At 66.7% G+C, this 22,539-nt stretch carries 21 protein-coding genes; 1 reads left to right on the top strand and 20 read right to left on the bottom strand.

Going from position 1 to position 22,539, the window contains the following annotated elements; translation table 11 throughout:
• Positions 1-16 precede the first annotated feature (16 nt).
• The 19 genes from JFN93_RS11645 to JFN93_RS11555 all read right to left on the bottom strand — a co-directional run bounded on the left by JFN93_RS11645 (position 17) and on the right by JFN93_RS11555 (position 20,264).
• Positions 17-1,381 carry a glycosyltransferase gene (locus tag JFN93_RS11645; RefSeq protein ID WP_199384246.1) on the bottom strand — a complete coding sequence of 455 codons (1,365 nt, stop codon included), beginning with the start codon at positions 1,379-1,381 and terminating at the stop codon, positions 17-19.
• Positions 1,378-2,922, bottom strand: a complete 1,545-nt coding sequence (locus JFN93_RS11640; RefSeq protein WP_199384245.1) for an MATE family efflux transporter — start codon at positions 2,920-2,922, stop codon at positions 1,378-1,380. The genes JFN93_RS11645 and JFN93_RS11640 overlap by 4 nt, the downstream gene beginning before the upstream one ends.
• Entirely contained in the window at positions 2,919-4,391 is a 1,473-nt protein-coding gene (locus JFN93_RS11635; RefSeq protein WP_199384244.1) for an O-antigen ligase family protein, read from the bottom strand. The genes JFN93_RS11640 and JFN93_RS11635 overlap by 4 nt, the downstream gene beginning before the upstream one ends.
• A 28-nt stretch (positions 4,392-4,419) precedes the next feature.
• Positions 4,420-5,310 (bottom strand): glycosyltransferase family 2 protein, encoded by an 891-nt coding sequence (locus JFN93_RS11630; protein WP_199384243.1) that lies wholly within the window; start codon positions 5,308-5,310, stop codon positions 4,420-4,422.
• Positions 5,310-6,404, bottom strand: a complete 1,095-nt coding sequence (locus tag JFN93_RS11625; protein ID WP_199384242.1) for a lipid II:glycine glycyltransferase FemX — start codon at positions 6,402-6,404, stop codon at positions 5,310-5,312. The genes JFN93_RS11630 and JFN93_RS11625 overlap by 1 nt, the downstream gene beginning before the upstream one ends.
• On the bottom strand, positions 6,401-7,387 hold the full coding sequence (locus JFN93_RS11620; protein ID WP_199384241.1) for a polysaccharide deacetylase family protein: 987 nt from the start codon (positions 7,385-7,387) through the stop codon (positions 6,401-6,403). The genes JFN93_RS11625 and JFN93_RS11620 overlap by 4 nt, the downstream gene beginning before the upstream one ends.
• A 60-nt stretch (positions 7,388-7,447) precedes the next feature.
• Positions 7,448-8,956 (bottom strand): GumC family protein, encoded by a 1,509-nt coding sequence (locus JFN93_RS11615; RefSeq protein ID WP_199384240.1) that lies wholly within the window; start codon positions 8,954-8,956, stop codon positions 7,448-7,450.
• A 17-nt stretch (positions 8,957-8,973) separates the two neighbouring features.
• A complete protein-coding gene (locus tag JFN93_RS11610; protein ID WP_199384239.1) occupies positions 8,974-9,669 on the bottom strand; it encodes a polysaccharide biosynthesis/export family protein in 696 nt (231 codons plus the stop codon).
• 209 nt (positions 9,670-9,878) lie between these two features.
• Positions 9,879-10,493 carry a hypothetical protein gene (locus JFN93_RS11605; RefSeq protein WP_199384238.1) on the bottom strand — a complete coding sequence of 205 codons (615 nt, stop codon included), beginning with the start codon at positions 10,491-10,493 and terminating at the stop codon, positions 9,879-9,881.
• Between the two features lie 20 nt (positions 10,494-10,513).
• On the bottom strand, positions 10,514-11,683 hold the full coding sequence (locus JFN93_RS11600; protein WP_199384237.1) for a glycosyltransferase family 4 protein: 1,170 nt from the start codon (positions 11,681-11,683) through the stop codon (positions 10,514-10,516).
• 29 nt (positions 11,684-11,712) lie between these two features.
• Positions 11,713-12,213 (bottom strand): hypothetical protein, encoded by a 501-nt coding sequence (locus JFN93_RS11595; protein WP_199384236.1) that lies wholly within the window; start codon positions 12,211-12,213, stop codon positions 11,713-11,715.
• A gap of 11 nt (positions 12,214-12,224) precedes the next feature.
• Positions 12,225-13,289 carry a GNAT family N-acetyltransferase gene (locus JFN93_RS11590; protein ID WP_199384235.1) on the bottom strand — a complete coding sequence of 355 codons (1,065 nt, stop codon included), beginning with the start codon at positions 13,287-13,289 and terminating at the stop codon, positions 12,225-12,227.
• A gap of 37 nt (positions 13,290-13,326) precedes the next feature.
• Positions 13,327-14,358 (bottom strand): lipid II:glycine glycyltransferase FemX, encoded by a 1,032-nt coding sequence (locus tag JFN93_RS11585; protein WP_199384234.1) that lies wholly within the window; start codon positions 14,356-14,358, stop codon positions 13,327-13,329.
• Positions 14,355-15,566: a DegT/DnrJ/EryC1/StrS family aminotransferase gene (locus tag JFN93_RS11580; RefSeq protein ID WP_199384233.1), complete on the bottom strand. Its 1,212-nt coding sequence runs from the start codon at positions 15,564-15,566 to the stop codon at positions 14,355-14,357. The genes JFN93_RS11585 and JFN93_RS11580 overlap by 4 nt, the downstream gene beginning before the upstream one ends.
• Complete coding sequence (locus tag JFN93_RS11575; RefSeq protein ID WP_199384232.1) at positions 15,547-16,065, bottom strand: acyltransferase; 519 nt, start codon at positions 16,063-16,065, stop codon at positions 15,547-15,549. The genes JFN93_RS11580 and JFN93_RS11575 overlap by 20 nt, the downstream gene beginning before the upstream one ends.
• A 25-nt stretch (positions 16,066-16,090) precedes the next feature.
• The gene (locus JFN93_RS11570) at positions 16,091-17,101 is read right to left on the bottom strand and encodes a Gfo/Idh/MocA family protein (protein ID WP_199384231.1); all 1,011 of its coding nucleotides are present in this window, start codon (positions 17,099-17,101) and stop codon (positions 16,091-16,093) included.
• Positions 17,102-17,126: 25 nt separating this feature from the next.
• Positions 17,127-18,248, bottom strand: a complete 1,122-nt coding sequence (locus JFN93_RS11565) for a sugar transferase (protein WP_199384230.1) — start codon at positions 18,246-18,248, stop codon at positions 17,127-17,129.
• A 24-nt stretch (positions 18,249-18,272) separates the two neighbouring features.
• A complete protein-coding gene (locus tag JFN93_RS11560; protein ID WP_199384229.1) occupies positions 18,273-19,010 on the bottom strand; it encodes a P-loop NTPase family protein in 738 nt (245 codons plus the stop codon).
• A 33-nt stretch (positions 19,011-19,043) separates the two neighbouring features.
• Positions 19,044-20,264, bottom strand: a complete 1,221-nt coding sequence (locus JFN93_RS11555; protein ID WP_199384228.1) for an ExeA family protein — start codon at positions 20,262-20,264, stop codon at positions 19,044-19,046.
• A 781-nt stretch (positions 20,265-21,045) separates the two neighbouring features.
• Between JFN93_RS11555 and JFN93_RS11550 the strand changes: the two genes are divergently transcribed.
• Entirely contained in the window at positions 21,046-21,216 is a 171-nt protein-coding gene (locus JFN93_RS11550; RefSeq protein WP_199384227.1) for a hypothetical protein, read from the top strand.
• Between the two features lie 163 nt (positions 21,217-21,379).
• Here JFN93_RS11550 and JFN93_RS11545 read toward each other — a convergent pair whose 3' ends face one another.
• Complete coding sequence (locus JFN93_RS11545; RefSeq protein ID WP_199384226.1) at positions 21,380-22,534, bottom strand: hypothetical protein; 1,155 nt, start codon at positions 22,532-22,534, stop codon at positions 21,380-21,382.
• Positions 22,535-22,539 lie beyond the last annotated feature (5 nt).

Genomic DNA, 22,539 nt, shown 5'->3' with positions numbered 1-22,539 from the left:
GTAGCCCTCCCTTTTGTCACCCCGATGCGACGGAGGCGGAGGGAAGGTCCCCCCCGTACCGGCGCAGGTGAATCATCTGGTACCAGTCGATATAGTCGTCGACCATCCGCGTAAGGGAAAAGCGGCGGCGGGCGGCGGCCGCGGCGTACTCTCCCATCCGGCACCTGAGCGCCGGGTTCCCCTGCAGTTGCCGGATCCGCTCCGCCATGGCCCCGGGGTCGCCGGGGGGGACCAGGAAGCCGGACTCCCCCTCGTCGATCTGCTCGGGGATGCCGCCGACGGCGGTGGCGATCACCGGGGTCCCGCAGGCCAGGGCCTCCAGCACGGTGGTCGGAAAGGTGTCCGCATGGGCGGCGTGGAGGTAGACGTCGGCGGCACGGTAGAACCGGGCCACCCGGTGCGGGTCCCCCTGGTAACCGACGAACCGGATCTCCGCCCCCCCGGCGACCCGGGTCTCCCCCTCTTCGCCGAGGCAGATCAGCAGCGGCCGGCGCCCCCCGGTCCCTCCGGGAAGCGAGCTCACGGCGTTCAGCAGGGTGTCGAAATCCTTGAAGCGGTTTTTGACCACCCCGTGGCCGACGAAAAGGGCCACCCACGCCCCCTCGTCCACCCCCACCTCCCGGCGGGCGGCGCCCCGGTCACCGGGAGAGAACACCGACAGGTCGACCCCGTTGGGGATGACCCGCGCCTCCGCCAGGGCCGGCCGCAGCATGGAGCGGTACACCCGGTCCATGAGCCAGCGGGAGGGGGTGGCGAGGTAAAGCCGGCTGTCCCGGTAGAGCATCCGTTTGCGCTGCCAGTTGTAGGCAGTCGCATCCCTCTTTACCGGCGGATAGCTGGCAAGGTCAGGACAGGCGCCGCACCCGGTCCGCCAGCGCTCGCAGCCGAGGGTGCAGGCGCAGTGCCCGGTCATCAGCCACTCGTCGTGGAGGGTGACCACGGTCGGGAGCGCGGCGGAAAGCTCCGGCAGCAGGCGCAGGTCGAAATAGCCGCCATGCAGCACGTGGAGGTGGAGCAGGTCGGGGCGCCGGGAGGGGAGGTCGAGGAGCCGGGCCGTCCCCGGGAAGTGGCAGTCCTCGACACCGGCCAGCTCCTCCCGCCAGCGCCGCGGCTCGCCGAGGCGGGCCAAAAGCCGCGCCAGGCCGGGGAGCAGGCGGATCCCCCCCTCGGTCAGACGCCGCTCGCCGCTGCGCCAAAAGCCCGACCAGCGGTTGCGCATCGGCTCGTTGGGGATCTCGAAGACGTCCGGGTCGGCGCTCTGCTTTCTCCCGACGGCGAGATACGAGCCGTGCCCCCGCTCCCGGTAGCCGCGAAAGAGGTCGTAGGAGATCCGGGCGGCGCCGCCGGTCGCTTCCAAAAAATTCACCTGAAGGACGTTCACGGTGGCTCCTCCAACGCGCCGGCGGCGCGTTCTTTGCGCCCCGGGCGGAAGTACTGCACGACAAAGGCCCGCTCTTCCCGGGAAAAAACGCCCATCCCGCAGGATACGGCCAGGTACAGGAGCGAGGTCGCCAGCATCGCACCGAGCACGGCCGCCACCCCGGTGAAGGGGAGCCGGAGCAGGAAAAGGAACGGCAGCGCCGTGACCAGACCCGCCGCCGCCGGCAGCAGGTAGACCTCCTGGAAAAGCCGCACCAAGGAGAGGTTGAGCACCCGCTTGGTGACGTAGGCCACGAAGGCGGGAGCGACCAGGACGTGCCCGGCCAAAAAGGCGAGCGCGATCCCGTCGATGTTCAGCCACCGGCTGAGCGGATAGACCAGCGCGAGGTTGATCCCCGCGTTGGCCATCGCGAAAAAGCCGCAGACCTTCGGCATCCCCAGCCCGTTCAGCACGTTGGAGGGGATGTTGGTGCAGGTGTCGATATACAGCGACGCGGTCAACAGCAGCAGGACCGAGCCGGTCTGCGCCCGGAAGGACTCCCCCATCCACAGGGCGAGGAAACGCCCCCCGAAGAGGAAAAGGGGGAGGCAGAGCGCCGTGGAGATGGCGAAGATCAGCCGGGAAGCCTTGAGGTAGAGCCGGGCGACCGAATCGAAGTCGCGCTTTCCCTGCAGCGCGCTGATCACCGGGAAGATGACGCCGCCGACCCGGAAGGTGACCGCCATCGCCCGGGATACCAGGTTGAAGGGGACCACGTAGTAGGTGACCGACGCCACCCCGAGCACCGCCCCCGCGACGAGGCGGACCCCCTGGAACTGCAGCATGGTGGAGAGCCGGCTCATCAGGGAAAAAAGCCCGTAGCGAAGCACCGTCCCCAGCGAGGCGAGGCTCAAGACCGGTCGGAGCGCGAGACCCGGAAGGAGCCTTTTGCCGATGGCGACGTAAAAGGCGATACCGGCCACAGAAACCGCCAGGTTGAGCAGCACCACCCCCCGCAGCCCCGCTCCGAGGTAGAGAAGCCCCACCGTGCCGAGGCTGGTAAAAAGCCCCAGGGCCATGGTCGCCTTGCTGGTGATGTCGTAGCGGTTCACCCCGTTGGGGATCGCCGCCAGGGCCGAGGAGATCATGGTGAGCAGGATCCCCGCCCCCCCGACCCGGAAGGCGAAAAGGGCCGCCGGCCGGAGCTCGGGCTTGATGTCGAGCAGATGCGTCACCAGTTCCCCGGACAACAGCAGCACGGTAACCCCCGCGGCGCAGCCCAGGGCGAGGTAGAGGAGCATCACGCTCCCGACCACCTCGTTCACCTTCCCCATCTTCCCCTCGGCGTGGTACTGCGCCACGTACTTGATCACCGCGTCCCCCAGGTTGAGATCGAGGACGGCGAAATAGCCGATCACCGACAGGACGAGGACCAGCACCCCGTAGCCGTCCGCCCCCAGCCTGCCGACGATGTAGGGGAGAAACACCAGGCTCAGAAGCACCGCCACGACCCAGCTCGCGGTGTTGAAAAGCGCGTTATGGAAGATCCGGTGGTCCGTCATCGACATCTCCCGGGGACGTCCGAGCCTGAGGGGTCCAGGCGCATGAGGTTCAGGCACAGCGCCGCAAAGAGCGCGACCAGGAAGCTTTGGTGCAGGTACCAGGGGACCGGCCCGGTGGCGAACATGCAAAGCCAGATCCCGGCCCCGGAGCCGATCCCGACGACGTGGTCCCGCAAAGGCGATGCCGGCGCGCTGCGGAGGAAGCGGTGCACCCGCCTGAGGTAGACCCCCCCCCCCACGACCAAAAGGGAGATCCCGGCGAGCCCCAGTTTCATCCAGAGGTAGAGAAAGGTGTTGTGCACGACGTGCAGCGGCTGGTCCTCGGCGCGCCAGGCCCCGGGGACCGGGGAGTGCGTCCCGCCGAGCCCCATCCCCAAAAGCGGCCGCGCCGAGAGGTCCTTGAGGGTGACCGCCGACTCCTCGAAGTGGTGCCGGTTCGAGTGCTGGGAGGGATTGAAGATGGAGCCCAGCCGCGCGGCGAGGGTGAGCCGTTCTTCCCCGGGAGCCTCACCCCCCCCCGCGGCCAGGTAGCTTCCCGAGGCGACCAGGGCGCAAAGGAGCGCGGCGAGGGCGAGCTTTCTTCTTGCGTCCCGGAAGCTCCAGAGGTAGAGGAGAAGGCCGGCGGCAATCTGCCCGACCCAGTGCCCCCGACGGAAGGAGAAGACGAGCGCGAAGACCATGGGCAGAAGCGCCAGGAGCACGACCGGGAACGGCCGGGGCCACCTTCCCGCCACGATGAGGGCCAGGACCAGGGAGACCATGATGCCCGACGCCATGAGGAGCCCGGAGTCGAGGGTGACCACGGTGGAGAAATCGTAGGGCTGGCCGTTGCCGGTCAGGTAGTTGAGGTCGAGCAGGGTGCAGCGCAGCGCGCAGGCGGCGAAGAGCACCCAGAGCATGGTGCGGATCTTTTTCCCGTCGTCGAGAAGGTTGACGCAGAGGTAGAAACAGAGCGCGGGGTAGACGAACCGGATCAGGTCGTTTTTGACCTCCTCGGGGGCGGCGCCGTTGCCGAGCCCGGTGCCCAGGGCGAGGGCCAAGAGGAGGGCGTAGGGGATGAGGTACCTGAGCGGCACCACGGAGGGGCGCCCCTGAAACGCGAAGCGCCGGACGAAGTAGAGCGCACCGAGCGCTAAGAGCGCCGCGACGGTGGCGGGGGGGACCCCCTGCATGAGCTTCAGGTCCGGGATCGGGGGAAAGCCTCCGGCCGCCGCGAACTCCTCGTCGATCGTCTCGGTGGTCAGGATCACCGCCGCCATCAGCGCGTAGAGCGCGACCTCCGGTCGCAGCAGGGCCACGATCGAGGCGGCCGCCGCGGCGAGGACGAAGAGGGCGACCGGCAGCGGGGCGGCGGCGATCAGGACCCCGATCCCCGCGGCAACGACGAGCGCGGCGAGCGTCCCCGGCCATCCGGAGGGGAGCCGGGAACTCTCCCCGGCCGCTGAATAGGTACCTGCGGAGCGTGACATCGTGGACCACCTCCCCGGCCGGGCCGGCTCAAAACAGCGCTGGCAAACGCGACCGGACTTTCTCCCACTGTTCGGACCGGAAAAACGTGACGAAGTCGTCGTCGACCGGCCGTGGCGGCTTCAGGCAGTACTGCCAGAAAAATCCCGCGGTTCTTACCCCCGAGGCGACCAGGTACGGTTTCTGGGTGATGCGGCGCACCCCCTTCAGAAGCTGGAACAGCGGATGACTCCCGAGCCCGTAGTCCTTGGCGCCGTCCCGGAAGCTCTCCTTGAGGGCGCCGCGTGCGACGCTCCCCTTTTTGTGGTGCAGCACGGCGAGGTGGTCGAAGGTGGCGCACTCCCACCCCAGCATCCGCGCCATCACCGCCGCGATGGTGTCCTCCCCTCCCAGGGGCGCCGGCCGATACCCGCCGATCGCCTCGAAACACTCCCGGCGAAAGAGCTGCACCCGCCCGGAGACGTACCGGGTGTCGTCGAAGGGGAGCGGGCGGAGCTCGCCGTCCTGCTCTTCCCAGATCCGGCCGCTGGCGATCCCGAGCCCGGGAGAGCGGCGGTACTCCTCGAGGATGCTCTCGAAGTACTCCGGCTCGAAGGAGACGTCGGCGTCGAGGTTGCCCAGGAACTGGTACGGCACCCCCCGCAGCAGGTCATACCCCGCCCCAAAGGCGCGAACCTTCGCGGCGAAGTCGCCCCCGCCCCCCCCTTTCGGCCGGCGCAGGAAGCGGATGAACGGGTGCTCCCGGGCGCAGCTTTGGGCGATGGCATCGGTGCGGTCCGTGGAGCCGTCGCTCACGATCACCCAGCGCAGCGGGAGGATGGTCTGGGCCAGCACCGAGGCCACGGTCTTTTCCAGGTACCGCTCCTCGTTATAGGCCGGGGTGATCAGCGCGTACATGGCATGGGCTCTCCGACTGTCCATCAGCCGCGGCCCCGCAGCAGCTGACCGGCGGCGCGCTTGAGCCGGGCGTACCCCGGGAGGAGGCCCCCCACCCCGGCCACCAGCCGGCTCCCGAAAAAGGTGCAGCTCTCCAGGTACCCGTGGCAGCAGATCTCCTCCCCCCCAAGCCCCGCCTTGAAGTGGTATCCGCCGGGGTTGCGCTCGGGGTCGATGCCGGCGAGGTCGTAGTAGCGGTACCCGTTCTCCTTGAGCCACTGGATGGTCCGCCACTGCAGGAGGTTCGATCCCTTGGTCTTCAGCCCCGGGGTGCTCGTCGCCCCGAGGTGGTAGATGCCGCACTCCCCCAGGGCGGAGAAGATCGCCGCCGCGGCCGGCTCCCCCCCCTCTTCGCAGACCAGGATCCGCAGCTTCGCCCCCTCGGGAAGCGCCTGCTGGAGGGCCCGGAACTCGTCGAGGTCCATCGAGGTGGCAAAGCGCTTGCGGGCGCACATCTCCCGGTAGATCGCGGCGAACCGGTCGTAGAGCTCGAGCGAGGTCCCCCCGGTCACCGTCAGGCCGTTGCGCTCGGCCCGGTTCAGGTCGCAGCGCCACTTCTGGGCCAGCCGCCGGCGCAGCTCCTCCAGCGAAGGCGAGAGGTCCACCAGGAGGGTGCGGTAGGAGTGTCCCCCCCCGACCCAGGCGAAGCCGCTCCCCCGGTAGGTGCGGTCCAGGCGCTCCGGAGAGCGGTTTTCCTCGTACAGCGGATGGGGGACGACCCTGAGGAGCAGGCGCCGCCTGACCGCGTACTCCTCCCGGAGCGCCCCGGCCATGGCCCGTGCGGTACCGACCCCGGCGGCGCCGGCGAGCCGGAGCAGGGGCCCCCAGCGCAGATAGGCGATGCCGGCGGAGCTGACCGGGGCCCGGAAGATGGCAAGCTGCGCGCAGGCGACCACCCCGCCGTCGCGCTTCAATAGCAGGTGGCTCAGCCTGGGCGCCCCCCAGCGCACCGCGCCGTATTCCCAGGTCTGGTACAGGTTCGCATCGGCAAAAGGGCGCAGGATCGCCGACCACTGCTGCGGCCCGACGCTGTCGCTCTCCCAGGTGAAGCCCTGCGGTAACCCAGCCGTGGTCGTCATGCTTCCCCCGTGTTCCGGGCGTCCCACCGCATCGACGCGGCGCCCGGATCTCCTCCCTGCGGGACGGCACGGGCCAGCCGCCCCCCCTTTTCCCAGAAGCGGGCCATCTCCCGCGGCAGCGGGTGCCAGTACTCGCCCCGGTAGCGCGACCGGACGTAGTCGAGGAGCTCGGTGTAGAGCGAGGCGGGATACTCCTCGAACCCGGGCGCTCCCTCGAAGCACATGTAGTCGGGATGGGTGTTCAAAAGGACCATCCCCCCGCACCGGGCGATCCAGTCGATTTTGCGTTTCCAAAGGTCGATCCCCCGCTGCCGGAGCAGGACGAAGAGGGTGAAATCCTGGGGGAGGGTGTAGGGAAGCTCGACATAGCCTTTCCTCCCCCCGCTCCCGGGGACCCAGAAGGGGAAGATGGTGCCGACCCCCTCGGGTTGCGGCTCGAAAGGGTCGGTATCGAAAGTCGAGGCGTCGTACTCGATGTCGAGCTCCTGGAGCCACTCCAGGTTGTGGTACATGCAGGGGGAACGGAAGCCGACCGCTCCCCAGTGGCGCAAGAAGATGTTGATCAGCTCGGCGTGGGCCAGGAAGGTCTCCCGGGACTGGTAGAGGGTCGCGTTGTGCACGAGCCCGTGCAGCCCGACCTCGAAGCCGCGGCCGCGCAGATGGTCGTGCAGCTCGCTCGATACCAGGTAGCGGGCGGCCACGAAGTTGAAGGAGGAACGGAACCCGGCGCTCTCCTCCAGTTGCAGCAGGTGCCGGCACTTCTCCTGTCCCCGGTCCGTATCCACGTCGTGGGTGAGGATGAGGGCAAAGCGCCGCTTTTCGGGCCACCCGCCCCACCCCTCGGGGGGGATCCCGGCCTGGGGATCGATCGGCCAGAAGTGTCCGCACCGGCCGAGGGTCCGGAACGCCCGCCACCGGCGCAACGCTATCTGCAGGCGCCTGGGAAGAAACGGCTTCACACGGTAGTAAAGAGGAATGATCATGCCTTTAGTCCCATGGGTCGGCAGCGGGCGCTTTCGGCCCTCGCCCGACGGCTTCCCGGCTCAGCCGATGGTGATCGAGGTGCCGGCGGCCTCCCCCTCGCGGTAAGGGATCGCCGCGACCACCGGGACCCCCAGGCGCCGCTGCACACTCTCCGGGGTGGAGAAGCTCTGCGCCGCATATTCGCGGAAAAAGGCGGCGGCGACCCCGGCGACCAGGCCGAAGAAGAGCCCCAGGACGAGGTTGCGCCCCTTGTTCGGACGCACCGGAACCGCCGGGACCGCGGCCTGCTCGATGACGCTGATGTTGGCGAGCTTGAGCCGGTTCATGTCGTCGGCGATGCGGGCCTCCTCGGTGCGCTCCAGATAGGTCTGGTAGTTCTTCTCGTTGATCGTCTGATCCCGCTTGAGCTTCTGGATATCCTTCTCCCGGAAGTCGAGCGCCTGGATCGCCCCGTCGAGCTGGCGCAGCTGCTGGCGCAGGGTGCCGGCCTTCGCCTTTTGGGACTGGTAGTCGGTCTCGGCCCGGATCAGCTCGATCTGCACGTTCTGGTAGACCGGGTTGGCCGTTTTCACCCGCGTCTTGATTTCCTCTTCCTGCTCCTTCATGAAATTGGTGACCATCCGGATCTCGTTACGGACGTTGACCACGAGCCGGTTTCCCTCGGTGTACTTCTTGAGCAGTTCCTGCTCCTCCAGCCGCAGCGAAAGCAGCCGCGCCCGGGCGTCCACGATGATCCGATCCCGCTCGGTCTGGGTGTAGCCTCCCTCGACCTGGGCGAGCCGCCGCCCCTGCGCGGTCAGAGCCGCGATCTTCTTTTGCTGTTCGGCGATCGAGTTCTCGGCGGACTTCAGCACCGTGTCCAGGGAGGTCCGCTGGTCGAGGAGGAGCCGGCGCTGCTCGTCGAGCGAATACACCCCGTGCTCCTGCTTGAACTTCTGCAGGGTGTCCTCCGATTGCCGGAGCTTCTTTTCGTAGGCCGAGAGCTGCTGCTCCAGGAAGGGGGACTTGTTGTCGGAGAAGGCCTGGAGATGCATCACGGTGTAAAGCTCCACCAGGGTGTTCACCGCCCGGGCCGCGACCTTCGGGTCCCGGTGCCGAAACGAGACCTGGACCACGTTCGACTTGCGGACCACCGCCACCTTGAGCTGGCTGGTGAAAAGCTCCGCGGCCACCCCCAGCCGGTCGGCCTCCGGTCCGTTATTCCGGGCCAGTTCCGGGTAGATGGTGCCGAGCCCGACCGTCGCGATCACCTTCTTGATCAGGTCGCGGTTGGTGAGGATCTGGATCTCGGAGTTGGTCATCTCTTCCTGGCTTACGGCGACGAAGGGGGCGCCGTTACCGAGATCCTGGCGGTTCTGGTATTCACGGCCGATCTTCACCAGGATGCTCGACCGGGTCTCGTAGACCGGCGGCAGCAGGAAGCTCGCCGCAGCGGTCGCCGCCACGCAGACGGCGCAGACGACGGCGATCCGGAGCCGGTTTTTGAAAATGACGCTGAGCCAGGTCCTCAGATAGTCCCGGTTCCCTCGGCCCGGGCCGGTCTCTTCGATACGGATCAGGTTTCCCATGGCAGTTTCCTTTGGCATCACGGGTACCCCTTGTAGACCCCGGCGCTCAGGGAGAACGGGAGGAGCCGGCGGATGTACTGGTCGACCCAGAGGTCCACGTTGGTGATGGTGGTTCTCGGCACGAAGACGATGTCGTAGGGCAAAAGCGCCACATCCTGCCTGGGATCGCTCCCGTCCAGGGCGGCCTCCAGGTTCAGGGTCATCGCCGTCTTACCCTTTTCCGACATCCGGATCAGGATGACGTCCTGCAGCCGGGCGCTGTCCTGCTTGGCCCCCCCGGCCTGGGAGATCGCCTGGAGAATGGTCATCGGCTCGCTCAGGGCGACCAGGCCCGACTTGTTCACCTCCCCGTCCACGTACACCTTCTCGGTGTTGAAGGTACGGACCAGGACGGTGATCTCCGGGCTCTTGATCTGGGGGGAGTAGCGCTCGATGAGGAGCTCGGTCAACTGGGCGGCGGTCCGGCCGGCGACCTCGATCTCCTTGACCAGCTGCAAGGCGATCTTGCCGTCCGGGCGGACCGTGACCGTCTCGTTGAGCTCCGGGTTGTAGAAGAACTTGATGTCGAGGCTGTCCCCGATCTGGATCCGGTACGCCCGCACCGGGGCCGGGGCATGCGCCAGCACCGACTGGGGTGCGGGAGGAGGGAGCGGGGTGGCACAGGCGGCAAGGAGGACGAGGAGGAGCAGTATCACCAGGCGCGGCGTTTTCATGGCAGTATCTCCCGACGGTTCACGTCACCGGTGTTGAGTTGAACGTTCAACGGTTAATGTTCAGAGTTCAGAGTTCTGGGCTACGCCGGCTCACTTGCTACCGTTACGGCCGATTCTTAAGGGAGCGAACCAGACGCCATTAGTGGCGGTAACCGGTCTCAACGCCTCAGAACGCAAAACTCAAAACTCAAAACTTAAAACTGCCTTTCTCACCTTCCCGTCACGGCGAAGTCGTCGAAGTAGGTCACCGCATCCCCCCGGGTCCAAAGCCCCACCTCTCCCGCCGCCGGGAAGCTCTGGTCCCGCAGCTCCAGGTAGCGCGTCCCGTCCAGGTAGCACTCGATCCGGTCCCCGTTCATGGTCACCCGAAGGGCGTGCCACCCGGAAAAGCTATGGGTCGCGACGCGCCGCAACACCACCCGTCCGAAGTTGTGCACCTTGGCCAGGGTGAAGTCGCCGGCGAGCGGGTCGTAACTCGCGAGGTAGTAGTTTCTTGCGTCCTGCGCCCGCCAGACCACCCCTCCCCCCGGTTCGCGCTCCCCGCCGACCGGACGGAGCATTACCGAAAGCTCGACATCGCGGTAACGGGCGCCGGCGACCAGGGTGAGGTTGAAGGTGTCGGTCGAGCTCCGCCCCAGCTGCGCCAGGACGTTCGGGGGTGAGGGAGCGGTGGCCTCCCCCTTTACCCGCCACTGCCCGGCGCTCACGTAGTAGCCGGACGGGGTGGCCCCGACCCGGTCCCGGTCGAAATCCCAGCCCCCCTCCGCCCCGTGGGGTGCGGCGGCCAAAAGCGCAACGGCTGCGAGAATCTTCTTCCCCGGCATCTCCCCTCCCCCGGTCCCCTTCAGCAGGCACCGATGGTCCGCTCCACGATCGCGACGAGCTTCTCCTTCTGGCGGGCCCACCGGTAGGGCTGGTAACGGCTGGTCCCGGCCCGCGCCACCTCCTCCCGCTTCTCCGGGTGGGCGTAGGCGTCGAAGAGCGTCTCCGCCAGGGCCCCGGGGTCCCCGGCCTCGAAAAAGAGCAGGGTGCGGTCGTCGAAGTAGTCGGTGATCCCCCGGGTCCTGGGTGCGATCACCGGTTTGCCCAGGGAGAGGTACTCCAGGATCCGGGTGGGGAGGTTGATCTCGGTGAAGGGGCTGCTGATGTTCGGGACCAGGCCGACGCTCATCTCCCGGATCCGGGGGCCGAGCTCCTCCTGCGGCCGGTAGCCGTGGAAGCGGACCATTCCCTCCAACCCCAGTTCCCGCGCCTGCCGTTCCGCGCCCGGGCGTGCTTCCCCCTCCCCGTACACCTCGAAACAGAGCCCGGGGATCCGGTCCCGGACCAGGCGCAGCGCCTCCAGGGCGACGTGGATGCCGCTTCTGCGGTTGATCACCCCGTGGAACATCACCACGAATCCTTCCCGGGCCGGCGGCTCGGTGCCGCAACAGAGGACCTCCTCCTGCGCCGAATTCATCACGATGTCGATCTTCTCCCTCGGACAGCCGCGGGCGATGAACCGCTCCTGGAAGGCGAAGTTGGGGGTCAAGACCCGGTCGGCGAACTTCACGCTCAGCCGTTCCAAAAGGCACATCCCCCGCACCACGGGGTGATCCTCGGCGAGGGCGTACTTGGTCATGTAGACCTCGGGGACCGGGTCGTGCAGGTCCAGGATGACCTTCGCCCCGGCGAGCTTCGGGATCAGCGCGCTCAGCACCAGGATGTCCGGCATGTTGTGGACGTGGACCAGCCGGTAGTGCCGCTTCAGGTGAAACAGGGCGACGGCGCCGGCCGAGGCGGCGATGAAGGCCCCGTATTCCAGGACGTAGTTGAGCTTTCCGGACCGGCTTCTTTGCAGGGGGAGCCGGTAGACCTGCACCCCGTTGCAGAGCTCGCGGGGCAGAGCCCCCCGGTCCTTGAGGCAGAAGACGTCGACGGAGATCCCCGCGTCGGCGAGCGCCTCCGCCTCCCGCCGGACCCGGGGGTCTTTCGGGTAGTGCGAGAAAACCACCATGGCCACGTTGCGTCCCATTGTTTCCTCCAGCCTGGATTTCCCGGTCCTCACTCGGCCTGCTCCAGCCATTCGCGCCGCCAGAAGTAGAAGCAGGTGCGGTCGCAGCTGCCGAAATCCACGGTCCCGGAGCAGTACACCCCCTCCAGGAGGTAGATGCCGCGGCATTTCTTCATGCGGTAGTCCCGCTCGTCGAGAAACCGGGCCACCGGCTTCAGGACCGTCTGGCGGCTGTCGCAGAAGGGGAGCATCTCGTTCATGAAGGCGCACCCCTTGAGCTGGTTCCAGCGGTTAAGGGTGGCCCGGATCTCCGCTTCGCTTTTCACCCGCACCCGGGTCCCGGGAAGCAACGGCGCCCCCTCCTCCCCCCCGGGGGGAGCCTCCCGCGACCAGCAGTTCAAAAGGTAGTTGCCCCGGCGCTTCAAGAAGCGCCGCCCCCAGCGCCAGACGTCGGCCAGGGGATTGATCCCGCCCCCTCCGGAAAGGATGAGGTTCGGGACCGATCCGATCTGGCAGGGGAGAGAGTCCCTTTGTTCCGGCCGCTCGTCCATACAGCCTCCCGTCACACCAGGTGCCGGTAGCAGAAGTTCCCCGCCATGCGGAAGGCGAAGCGGGGGAGCGTCGGGACCGCCTTGCGCAAAAGCGCGACGGAGCGCAGCACCTCCTTGCCGTCCCGCTCGCTGGTCCCGGAACGCTGGTAATGGTAGTGACAAAGATCATGGGAGAGGGTCCCCCACCGATTCTTGGCATCCAGCAGGCTCTTGTGCTCCACCGGGGTCCTCCCGAAGTCGAACACCTCGTACCCCTCCCGGCAGGCGGCCCGGATCGCCTCCCAGAAGAGGAGGTGGTTGGGGCTCACCCCGCGGTACGCCTCGTCGCCGACCGAGACCTCGGCGGAGACCCTTTTGCCGTAGCGGAAGAGGAGCAGGGCGGCCACCGGCGCCCCGGCATAATCGGCCATGGTGAGGGTCACCAGCCCGGACGGGTGGAACTCGCTCCAGAGCGCGGCGAAGAACCGGTACGGCTGGGGGAGGAGCCCGATCCTTTTCCGGGCCCCGAGGTAGAGCCGGTAGAAGAGCTCGAGATCGCCCACTCCGGTCCCCGGCCGCGCGGTCACCCCGGCCTCGACGGCCCGCGCGATCCGCTGGCGCACGCAGCTTCGGTGGAAGGCGGGCATCAGCTCCTCAGGGTCGGCGCGAAGCATGAGGTAGTGGTACCGGAAGCGCCGCCGCTCATCCAGAGTCGGGTCGGAGAAAAGCGGCGCGGCGGTCAGGGTCCGCAGCTCGGCGCCCGAGCAGTTCAGCCGCTCGGCCAGGGCGCGCAAGGCAGCAAGGAGCGGCGCCAGCTCCTCCTCGGAGCGGACCAGCGGGTCGCACAGGGTGGCCTGCGGAAGGCTCACCAGCTGCCTCCCCCCGAAAAGGCTCCAGGTCTGGAAGACCGGAAGTCCCGCCACGAGGACGCCGGAGGGCTCCTCGAGGGCGAGGTAGTGCCCCTTGAGATGGGGGAAGGAGTCGTCCAGCACCCGTTTCCAGCCGGAGAGATGGGTGATCCATCCGAACGGGTGGCTCTCCACCAAGGCATCCCAGCGGGGGTCGACCAGGGGATCTATCTCGATCACGCTCGCCATCGCAACCTCCTCTCCTGCGGGGTCTCCCCGCGTTGCCTCACCCGACGTGGCGGTAGCAGATTGCGCCGATGCAGCGGAGCAGGGCGACCGGGAGCCGGTTGAGCACCCGGCGTCCGCCCCCCCCGGGGGGAAGGGGCTCCCGGTAGCAGCCATCCTTAAGGTCGTAGCGGTAGTAGCTGATCACCGACTCCGTCCCTCCCCAGCCGCGCTTGAACCGGCGCAGTCCCTCGTCGCCGCAGTCGGTCCGCCCCAGGCTCAGCACGCCCGCTCCGTTTTCGATTCCCCACCGGATCGCATCCCACATGACCAGGTTGTTGGCCCTCAGGTTCCGGTCCTCAAGGGTCGAGGCGCCGAACTTGTAGAGGAGCGTGGCACCAAAGCAAAGGTAGAGCCCCCCGGCGACAGGGCGCCCCTGGTGCGCGGCGAGAACGACGGTGCCGAGCCCCGGCTCGATCAGGAACCGGTGCAGGTTTTCAAAGAAGCAAAGGGGCTGGGGGGGAACCCCGTGCCGCTTCCGGGTCAGGCAGTGGAGCCGGTAGAACTCGCGCACCGCCTCCAGGGACCGGGAGCGGGTCGTCACCACCCCCTGGGCGACCGCCTTCTCGATGTTGCGCCGGGTGTTCCCCGAGAAGCGGCGCCAAAGCGCCGGTTCCCCCTCGGAGAGGTCGACGCGGTTCCCGACATAGCTGGCAAACGGGGGAACGCCGGGGAGGAAACGTTCCCCGCCCCGAAGCTCCAGATAGCGCCACCCCGCGCCCCTCCCGTAGTCGACCGCCCTCCCCAAAAGCTCGTCAAAGGTCGCCGCGTCCCGGGCGATCGGCTCGCAGAAATCGGAAAAGGCGAGCGAAACACCCCGGCATCCGGTCGCCAGGCTGCGCACCTCCAGCACCGGGAGGAGCCCCGCGATCTCGCCGTGCTCCAGGCGGACCTGGTAGCGGGGCCGATAGCCGTAGGAGCGGCTCAACACCTTGGCCCAGGCGGCGGAGTGGAAGATGCTCGGTTCCTTAAGGCGCAGGATCGCCCGGTCCCATCCTTCCCGCTCCGCGGGGTCCACCATCTCGAAGGTCATCGCCGCTGCGTCCCGGGACCCTCCGGACCCTCCTTGATCCGGGCCCGGTTGTGGGCCGCTACGGGCACCTCCCCGGCGAACCGATAGGTGACGTAGACCCGCTTAGGACGGCAGGCGCTCCGGACCCCCTGAGCGACCTGCCGGATCTGCTCGTCGGTCAGCTCCGGGTACATCGGCAGCGAGAGGAACTCCTCGGCCTGGCGCTCCGCCACCGGGTAGCTCCCCCGGGCATGGCCGAGCCCCCGGTAGGCGAGCTGCAGGTGCACCGGTACCGGGTAATGGATCCCGCAGCTCACCCCCGCCTCGGCGAGGGTGGCCAGAAACTGCGGCCGGTTGCGGACCCGCAGCGCGAAGATGTGGTAGACGTGGTGGGCGTACTCCATCCGGCGCGGCAGGATGACGTCCTCCAGGTCGGCGAGGAGCTCCCGGTACCGCTCGGCATGGCGGATCCGGGCCTGGTTCCAGCCGTCCAGGTACTTGAGCTTCACGCTCAAGACCGCCGCCTGGATGCCGTCCATCCGGCTGTTGATCCCGATCACGTCGTGGCAGTACTTGGTCGCCTGGCCATGGTCGCGCAGGATCCGGACCTTTTCCGCCAGGCTCCGGTCGTTGGTCACCACCCCCCCCGCCTCGCCGTAGGCGCCCAGGTTCTTGCCGGGGTAAAAGCTGAAGCAGGCGATTTCCGACATCGCCCCCGGACCCTTCCCCTTGTACCGGGAGCCGTGGGCCTGGCAGGCGTCCTCCACCACGAACAGCCCGTGCCGGCGGGCGATCTCCACGATCGGGTCGAGGTCGGCCGGCTGCCCGAAAAGGTGCACCGGGATGACCGCCCGGGTGCGCGGGGTGATCGCCGCCTCCAGGAGGGAGGGGTCCATGGTGAAGCTTTTCTCCTGCACGTCCACGAAGACCGGGACCGCACCGCAAAGCGAGATCGCCTCCGCCGTGGCGATGAAGGTGTTGGGGACCGTGATCACCTCGTCGCCGGGGCCGATGCCGAGGGCGAGCAGGGAAAGCCAGAGCGCCTCGGTCCCGCTGCCGACCCCGACCGCGTGGCGGGTGCCGCAGAAGTCGGCAAACGCGGTTTCGAACCCGGAGACGAACGGCCCGCCGGAGAAGGAGCAGCTGGCAATCACCTGGGTCATCGCCGCGGAGATCTCCTCGGCAATACCCTGGTACTGCGCCGCGAGGTCAAGATAGGGGACTTTCATGGTACACCTCCTGGGTGGCCGCCCGCTCGAGGCGCCGGATCAGCCGGGCCGGATTTCCCGCCACGATGGCGTAAGGTGGGACGTCTTTGGTAACCACGCTCCCCGCCCCGACCATGGCATGTTCGCCGACGGTGACCCCGCAAAGCAGGGTGGTGCTCGAACCGATGGACGCCCCCTCCCGGATCAGGGTGGGGACGCACTCCCAGTCCGCTTCGCTTTGCAGACCGCCGCCGGGGTTGGTGGCCCGCGGATAGAGATCGTTGATGAAGGTCACGTTGTGCCCGATGAAGACGTTATCCTCCACGACCACCCCCTCGCAGATGAAGGTATGGCTGGAGATCTTGCAGTCATTCCCGATCCGGGCGTTTTTCTGGATCTCGACGAAGGCGCCGATCTTGGTCCGGTCCCCGATTTCACACCCGTACAGGTTGATGAAGTGGGCGAGCTTCACCCCCTCCCCCAGCCTGACGTCCGCGCTTACCGCCAGATATTCCCCCATGGCAACGCCTCCTTTGACGCAAAGATCACAGGTAGACCACTTCCCCACCCATCTTCAGCGATTTCACCGTCGCCTCGATCATCCGGACCACGTCCAGTCCGGTCCGTCCGTCGTTGAACGGCTTGCGGTTATTGTCGATGCAGTCGACGAAGTACTCCGCCTCGCGCCGCAGGGCCTCGCACTCCTCGACCTTGGGGGCCCACATGTCCCCGCTCCGGTAGCTCATCTGGGCCGGGTGCACCGGCGTCGCATCCGCGTGGCCGTTGTCGACCCCGCGGTCGTAGATGCGGATCTTCTCGTCGGAGACCAGGTCGTTCCAGACGATCATCCGCTTGTCCCCGCCGATCAGCGTGGTCCGGATCTTGACCGGGGAGAGCCAGCTGATGTTGAAGTGGGCGATCATGTTGCCGGAGAAGTAGACGGTGATGTAGGCGACGTTTTCGATGTCGTCGTCGAAGTGGGAGATCCCCGTGGCCGCGATCGCCACCGGGGGGCGGTCGATCAGAAAGTTCATGATGGAAAGGTCGTGGGGGGCGAGGTCCCAGACCACGTTCACGTCCTTTTGGAAGAGCCCCAGGTTGATCCGGGTGGAGTCGAAGTAGTAGAGCTCCCCCAAAAGCCCGTCGCTGATGAGCTCCTTGATCTTGTTGACCGCGCCGGTGAAGAGGAAGGTGTGGTCCACCATGATGGTCAGTTTCTTGCGCTCGGCGATCTCGATGAGCTCCTCGGCCTGCGCGGAGCTTGCCGTGAACGGCTTCTCGATGAAGAGGTGCTTGCCGTTTAAAAGCGCCTTCTTGGCCAGCTCGTAGTGGGTCGACACCGGGGTCACCACCGCCACCGCGTCGATGCGCCGCGACTTGACGAGGGCGTCGTAGTCGTCGGTGATCTCGATCTTGGGAAAGTTCTTCTTGACCATGCCGAGCGCCCTGGCGTCGACATCGCACACCGAGTGGACCGACGCACCGGGAATGCTGGAAAAGTTCCGGACGATATTGGGTCCCCAGTAACCGTAGCCAACCACGCCGAGTCGTAACATGAAGGCACCTCGCTTTGCTTCAGAATCAGTACGCCCCCTTCCCCCGGATGACCGCCAGGGGCGTTGCCAGAAGGAGCTTGATATCGAGCCAGAGGGACCAGTGCCGGATGTACTCCACGTCGAGCCGCACCATCCCGTCGAAGGTGGTCCGGCTCCGGCCGCGCACCTGCCAAAGCCCGGTGATCCCCGGCTTGCGGGTCAGCCGCAAGCGGTGCCAGGGATGGTAGGAGGCCACCTCGTAGGCGATCGGGGGGCGCGGGCCGACCAGCGACATGGCTCCGGTAAGGACGTTGACCAGTTGGGGGAGCTCGTCGATGCTGGAGCGCCGGAGAAAGTTTCCGATCGGGGTGAGCCGCGGGTCGTTGCGGATCTTGAAGGGGGTCGTCGGATCCTTTTCCCCTTCGCCTCCCGCGTTGATGAAGTTGCGGATGAACTCCCGGTGGATCGCGTCGTCGTTGTCGATCCTCATGGAGCGGAACTTGAGCAGGGTGAAGACCCGGCCGTAGGCACCGAGCCGCTCCTGGCGGAAGAAGACCGGCCCCGGCGAGGTGAGCTTGATCAGGAGGGCCACCACGCAAAACAGGGGGGCGCCGAGGACCAGGAGCAGGAGCGAGCCCGCGAGATCGACCCCGCGCTTGGCCAGATCGGCCAGCCGCCCCGGCCCCGCCTTGACGACCTCCGGGTACAAAAGCGCGTTGAGCGGGTCGCCGGGGGCGTCGACCGTTTCGGGAAAGACGATGGCGGAGATGACGAGGTACGCGTAAAGCTCCGGTTCCACCCCTTTTTGCAGGGCGTCGCGCACCCGCTGCACCAAAAGCTCCCGCGTCGCCTGGATCCCGGAGCGGGGAAGGCAGGTAAAGACGATCCCCTGCACCTCGCCCAGGCGGAACCAGCCGTAGGCGTCGGTCTCCCGCAAGAGCGGCGGGAGCACCAAGGCCGCCTCCCGGCACCCCTGCAGCCGCTCCTTTTGCCGCAGCAGGGAGAAGTCGACCAAAAGCAAAAGCAGCGAGTCCTCGGTCCGCTCGGCGCGCTTTCGCTCGCGGCAGAGGATGTGGTCGAAGGCCGCTTCGCCCGGCAGCACCGGTTCCGGAAGGGTCCGGGGGGATGCCGCAGCGAAACCCGTTATGTCATCGCGCAAGGTCGCCATGCCATGGAGCTCCTTTCCCGGGTATCAGTGGAACCACCGATAGACCGGCTCCGGAATGTGGAAGCGCCGCTTGTTGAGGACCACCCCGAGCAGCCGCCCCTCGTTGTTCAGGATCTTCTCCTTGAGGTTGTCGACGAGAAACCACTTGGTCCGCTCCGCTTCCACCACGATGATGACTCCGTCGGCGTGGCGCGCGAGGTCGATCCCGTCCGGGGACTCCTCGAAGGAGGGGGAATCGATCAGGATCAGGTCGAAGTAGTCGCTCAGCTCGGCCAGGATGTCCCGCCCCGACTGGACCGGGCTGAGCCAGATGGCCGCGGCATCGAGGGGGAGAAAGGCGACGCAGAGGTTCTCCCGCCCCGCCTTGAAGCAGGTCGACACCGGCACCGGGCCGCCGTGCGGCCGCTGCCCCCCGGCCATCACCCACTCCGGGTAGCGGCTCGAGGTGTCGATGATGAGGACCCGTTTCCCCAGGCGCTCCGCCGAGGTGAGCGCGATCCCCTTCACCACGGTGGAGACCCCTTCCCCCCGCCGGGAGCAGATGACCTGGACCGTCTTTTTGCTGTGCAGCGCCAACTGGGTCTCGAAGGCGCGGCAGATCTCGATGTAGGCGTTGTGCTCCGCGCTGACCCGGGAGCCCTGCCGCTGCGGGGGTAAGAGCGTGTCCTTGCGGACCGGCATGCGCCATCCCGCACCGGCATCCGATTCCGGTTCCGTCAATTCCTGCCGCGCCTGCTCGAGCGCCCGATAGATCTTGCTCATGATCGCCCCCCGGGGTTGCCGGCCTTGTTCCCCTTACGGTTCCAGGCGAGGGAAGAACACCTTCCTCCCCTCGATGATGAGGTCTTCGTCCTTGATCCAGGGATTCTTCGCCTTCACCCGCTGGATGATGTTGCGGTTCACGAAGCCGTACTGCTTGATGACCAGGGCGGCGAGGGTGTCCCCCTTGCGCACCGTCTTCCCCTCCCCGCGCAGGGCCGTGCCGGCCTCCCTCTCCTCGGGCTGCGCAGCGGCGACCTTTGCTGGCGGCGGCTCCGCGGCGGCGGGAATGGGCGGGGCTTGGCTCCGCGCCACCTCGACCGACCGGGCCGCAGCCGGGGTCCCCCCCTCCGGGCTCAGGAAATGTTCCGCCAGGAAAAACGAGCCGAAAAAGACCATCCCCAGGCCCAACCCGATCGCCAGGGTTCTCAACCACCGCCACTTGGGCCGGCGCGCCGTCGCCTGGAAATCGGCCAGGACCTCCCGGGCGGTCTGGAGGGTCACCCGTTGCCGGCCGTATCCGAACGAGGTGACCAGGCTGTTGTCGCAGAGGATGTTGATCACCCGCGGGATGCCGCCGGCGCGGTCGGCGATGTAGGCCAGCGCATCGGGGGCGAAGAGGGAATCGTTCCCCGCGGCAACCCTCAGCCGGTGCCTGATGTAGGCGAGGCGCTCCTTGCCCGGAAGCGGGCGGATCACCGCCTTCACCGCGACCCGCTGGCGCAGTTGCCGGAGCTCACTTTTTTCGAGCAGCGTCTCCAGTTCCGGCTGGCCGCACAACACCACCTGCAAAAGCTTGCCCCGCTCGGTTTCCAGGTTGGAGAGCACGCAAAGGTGCGCGAGGGTTTCGATCGGGAGGTTCTGCGCCTCGTCGATGACGAGCACGACGTGGTGCCCCCGGGCGCTCTCCCCGAGGAGGTATCCGTTCAACGCACGCATCGCCTCCAGGGGGTCCGCCGCGGCTTCGAGCCCGAGCTCGCGGGCGATGAAGCGGCGCAGCTGATCGACCGAGACGCGCGCCTCCAGGAGGTTCAGCACCCGGTTGATTTCCCGGTTCACCCCTGCGGCGTAGCTGCGCAAGACCGTGGTCTTCCCCACCCCGACCTCGCCTACGATTACGATCACCCCTTTGCGCTGGGCGACGCCGTAAACGATGGCGGCGAGCGCCTCCCGGTGGTCCGGGCTCAGGTAGAGAAACTCCGGATCGGGGGTGATGTTGAACGGTTCCCGTGCCAGTCGGTAATAGCGCAGATACATGGTCAGCTCCCCTTGGTAGGGAATGGGGCTGGGCGGAAGCGATCCTTCCGCCCGGCCCGAGGTCGTATATGCTTTTCATGGCCTTCCGTTATCTGTCACCCGCACCTACCGGACTGACACAGGCCACGATTTACCGGAAAGATTTAATGTATTTGCTAAAAACCATATCGTTCGAGGAATCAGGCGCAATAACTACTTCAGGTATATGTTGGCAGGAAAAACCTCCCATCGGGGGATTATACGGATAGCACTAAGGTAGTAACCCGCCTGGTGAGTAGCAACTGGCATTGCATTGTGAATACAGAGAGTTAGAAAAGAGATGGAACAGCTGTGGAAAGCATTCTCGGGTAGGATCAGTGGGATGGTCGTTTAATTAGAGAGTATATCTTTACATGAAAATCAGTGTGAAGGGGGCCCTTTGTCATGTCTCACTTCCCCTGTGACAGAGAAACCACCTAATTAACTATTTCACATCAACGCAACAACTTCGCAACTGAGCGATGCAGGGAACCCGGAGTGGCGGGAGCGCAATTTCGGGCGCGAACGATCCCTTTAAGCCTGCTACCTGCGCCTTCGGTCATCCAAGGGGATACCACAAATTAGCCATTGTTAATTTTATGAACAGCGCTGCCCTCGGCGCGAGCAGCTCCCCCACTTCCCCCGCCACCGTTTCCTGTCATACCGGGCACTTAGTTCCGGCACAGTTTAAGCTTGGTGCCCAGAAACGAAAGGAAAGCGTCAGCTCCCGGAAGGGAACATCGGATGCGCGCGGAGGTGAACCATGAGCATGCCAGACCGAAGGGGAACCGGGACCATTGTCAACGATCGGCGCACCGGAAGCGGCGAGGATCTCAGTTCGGCGGAAGTAGTGAAGATCCTGAGGCAAAGGGCAGCCCGGAGTTCCGGCAAGAAGCAGGCGGTCGACGCCGACTGGGAGGAAGGGAAACGGTAACCGAGGGAAAAGGCAGGAACCAAGAGGGGGCGGCGGAAAAATGCCGCCCTTTTTTTTGAAGTAGCGGCTTCTTAAACCGCGCGCCGTGCCTGGCGCCAACAAAGAGAGGGGGCGGCTTGGAAAAGCCGCCCCCTCTTCTATTCACCAAACGGTGAACCAGCGCCTACAGCAGCGTGGCGGTCACGGTCAGGCCGGTCGGGTCGATGGGAGCCTGGCCCGAGTCATACGCGCCGAGCACCGGCAGCTGGAAGTCGCCGTTGGCCGGCGCAGCGCCGGGCGCGACCTGGCAGGTCAGGGTCAGAAAGGGACCGAAGGCAAAACCTGTGGGCGAGGCCACGATAACGCCGACCCGTCCCCGCTTCCAGGCGTTGGCGCTGGCGTAAACCCCTTCGGCGAAGACCCCGCTCGCGGTGGCAAGCGACCCTGCCACGACGTTACCGTTGCTGTCTGCCTGCACGGTCACCCCCGGGGGCAGCACCACCTGGAATTGCAGCCCGCCGATCGACCCCGCGGTTCCGGTCACGGCAAGCCGCACGTTTCTGGTCACCGACCCGATGTCGGCCAGGTGGGTCTCGAGGAGGTCGACGATGCCGGTCTGGTTTTCGGCGCTCGCGGTGAAGGTGGCGAGGGCGCCCCGGAACTCCTGGGCGGCAGTCGTGTCCAGGGTCCCGTCGCTCCCGATGGCGCTTTTGAGCGTGGCGATCACCGTCGGCAGATCTTCTCCCTTGTCCTGCATTAACTGGGAAACCGCCGCCAGGACCAAGGCATGCTCCTTCTGGGCGTTGCTCGCCCCCGGCGTCACCGAGAGCGCGTCGACCGGCATGGTCCCGACGATGTCCACCTGGAAAAGGGCGGACACCGCGGCGTTGGTGGCGGCGATCTGCGCCACCGTGACGTTGTGGCTGACCGGGTCCTCCATGCGTTGGACCGCAAGTTCGGTGAGCGGGGTCACCGCGATCGCGGCGGTACCGCTCACCTGTTCCACGGCGGCACGCAGCGGCGCATCGGCCGGAATCGTTTTGGTCGCCCCGGTCGCCTCGTCGGTGTAGCTGCCGCTCGCCTCCACGAGGACCGCACCCGAATAGGAGAAGGAGGCCGAATAGGCGCCGTTTGCGTCGGTCGAGGTCTCCTTCAGGAGCGCGCCCTTGCTCCCGTCCGCATTGAGGGCGAAGATCCTGATCAGGCCGTTTTTGATGATCCCTTTCGAGGCCACCCCGCTCACCCTCGTGCTCGGCGTGCCCCCCCCTCCCCCGCCACCGCAGGAAGCCAGCCCCAGAAACACCACCACTATTGCCAGTAAAGCCAGAACTCGTTTCATTTTTT

The sequence above is a fragment of the Geomesophilobacter sediminis genome (assembly GCF_016458275.1).
Classification (GTDB): domain Bacteria; phylum Desulfobacterota; class Desulfuromonadia; order Geobacterales; family Geobacteraceae; genus Geomesophilobacter; species Geomesophilobacter sediminis.
The sequence above is the reverse complement of the archived record's forward strand: the minus strand, read 5'-3'. Positions and strand labels throughout refer to the sequence as shown.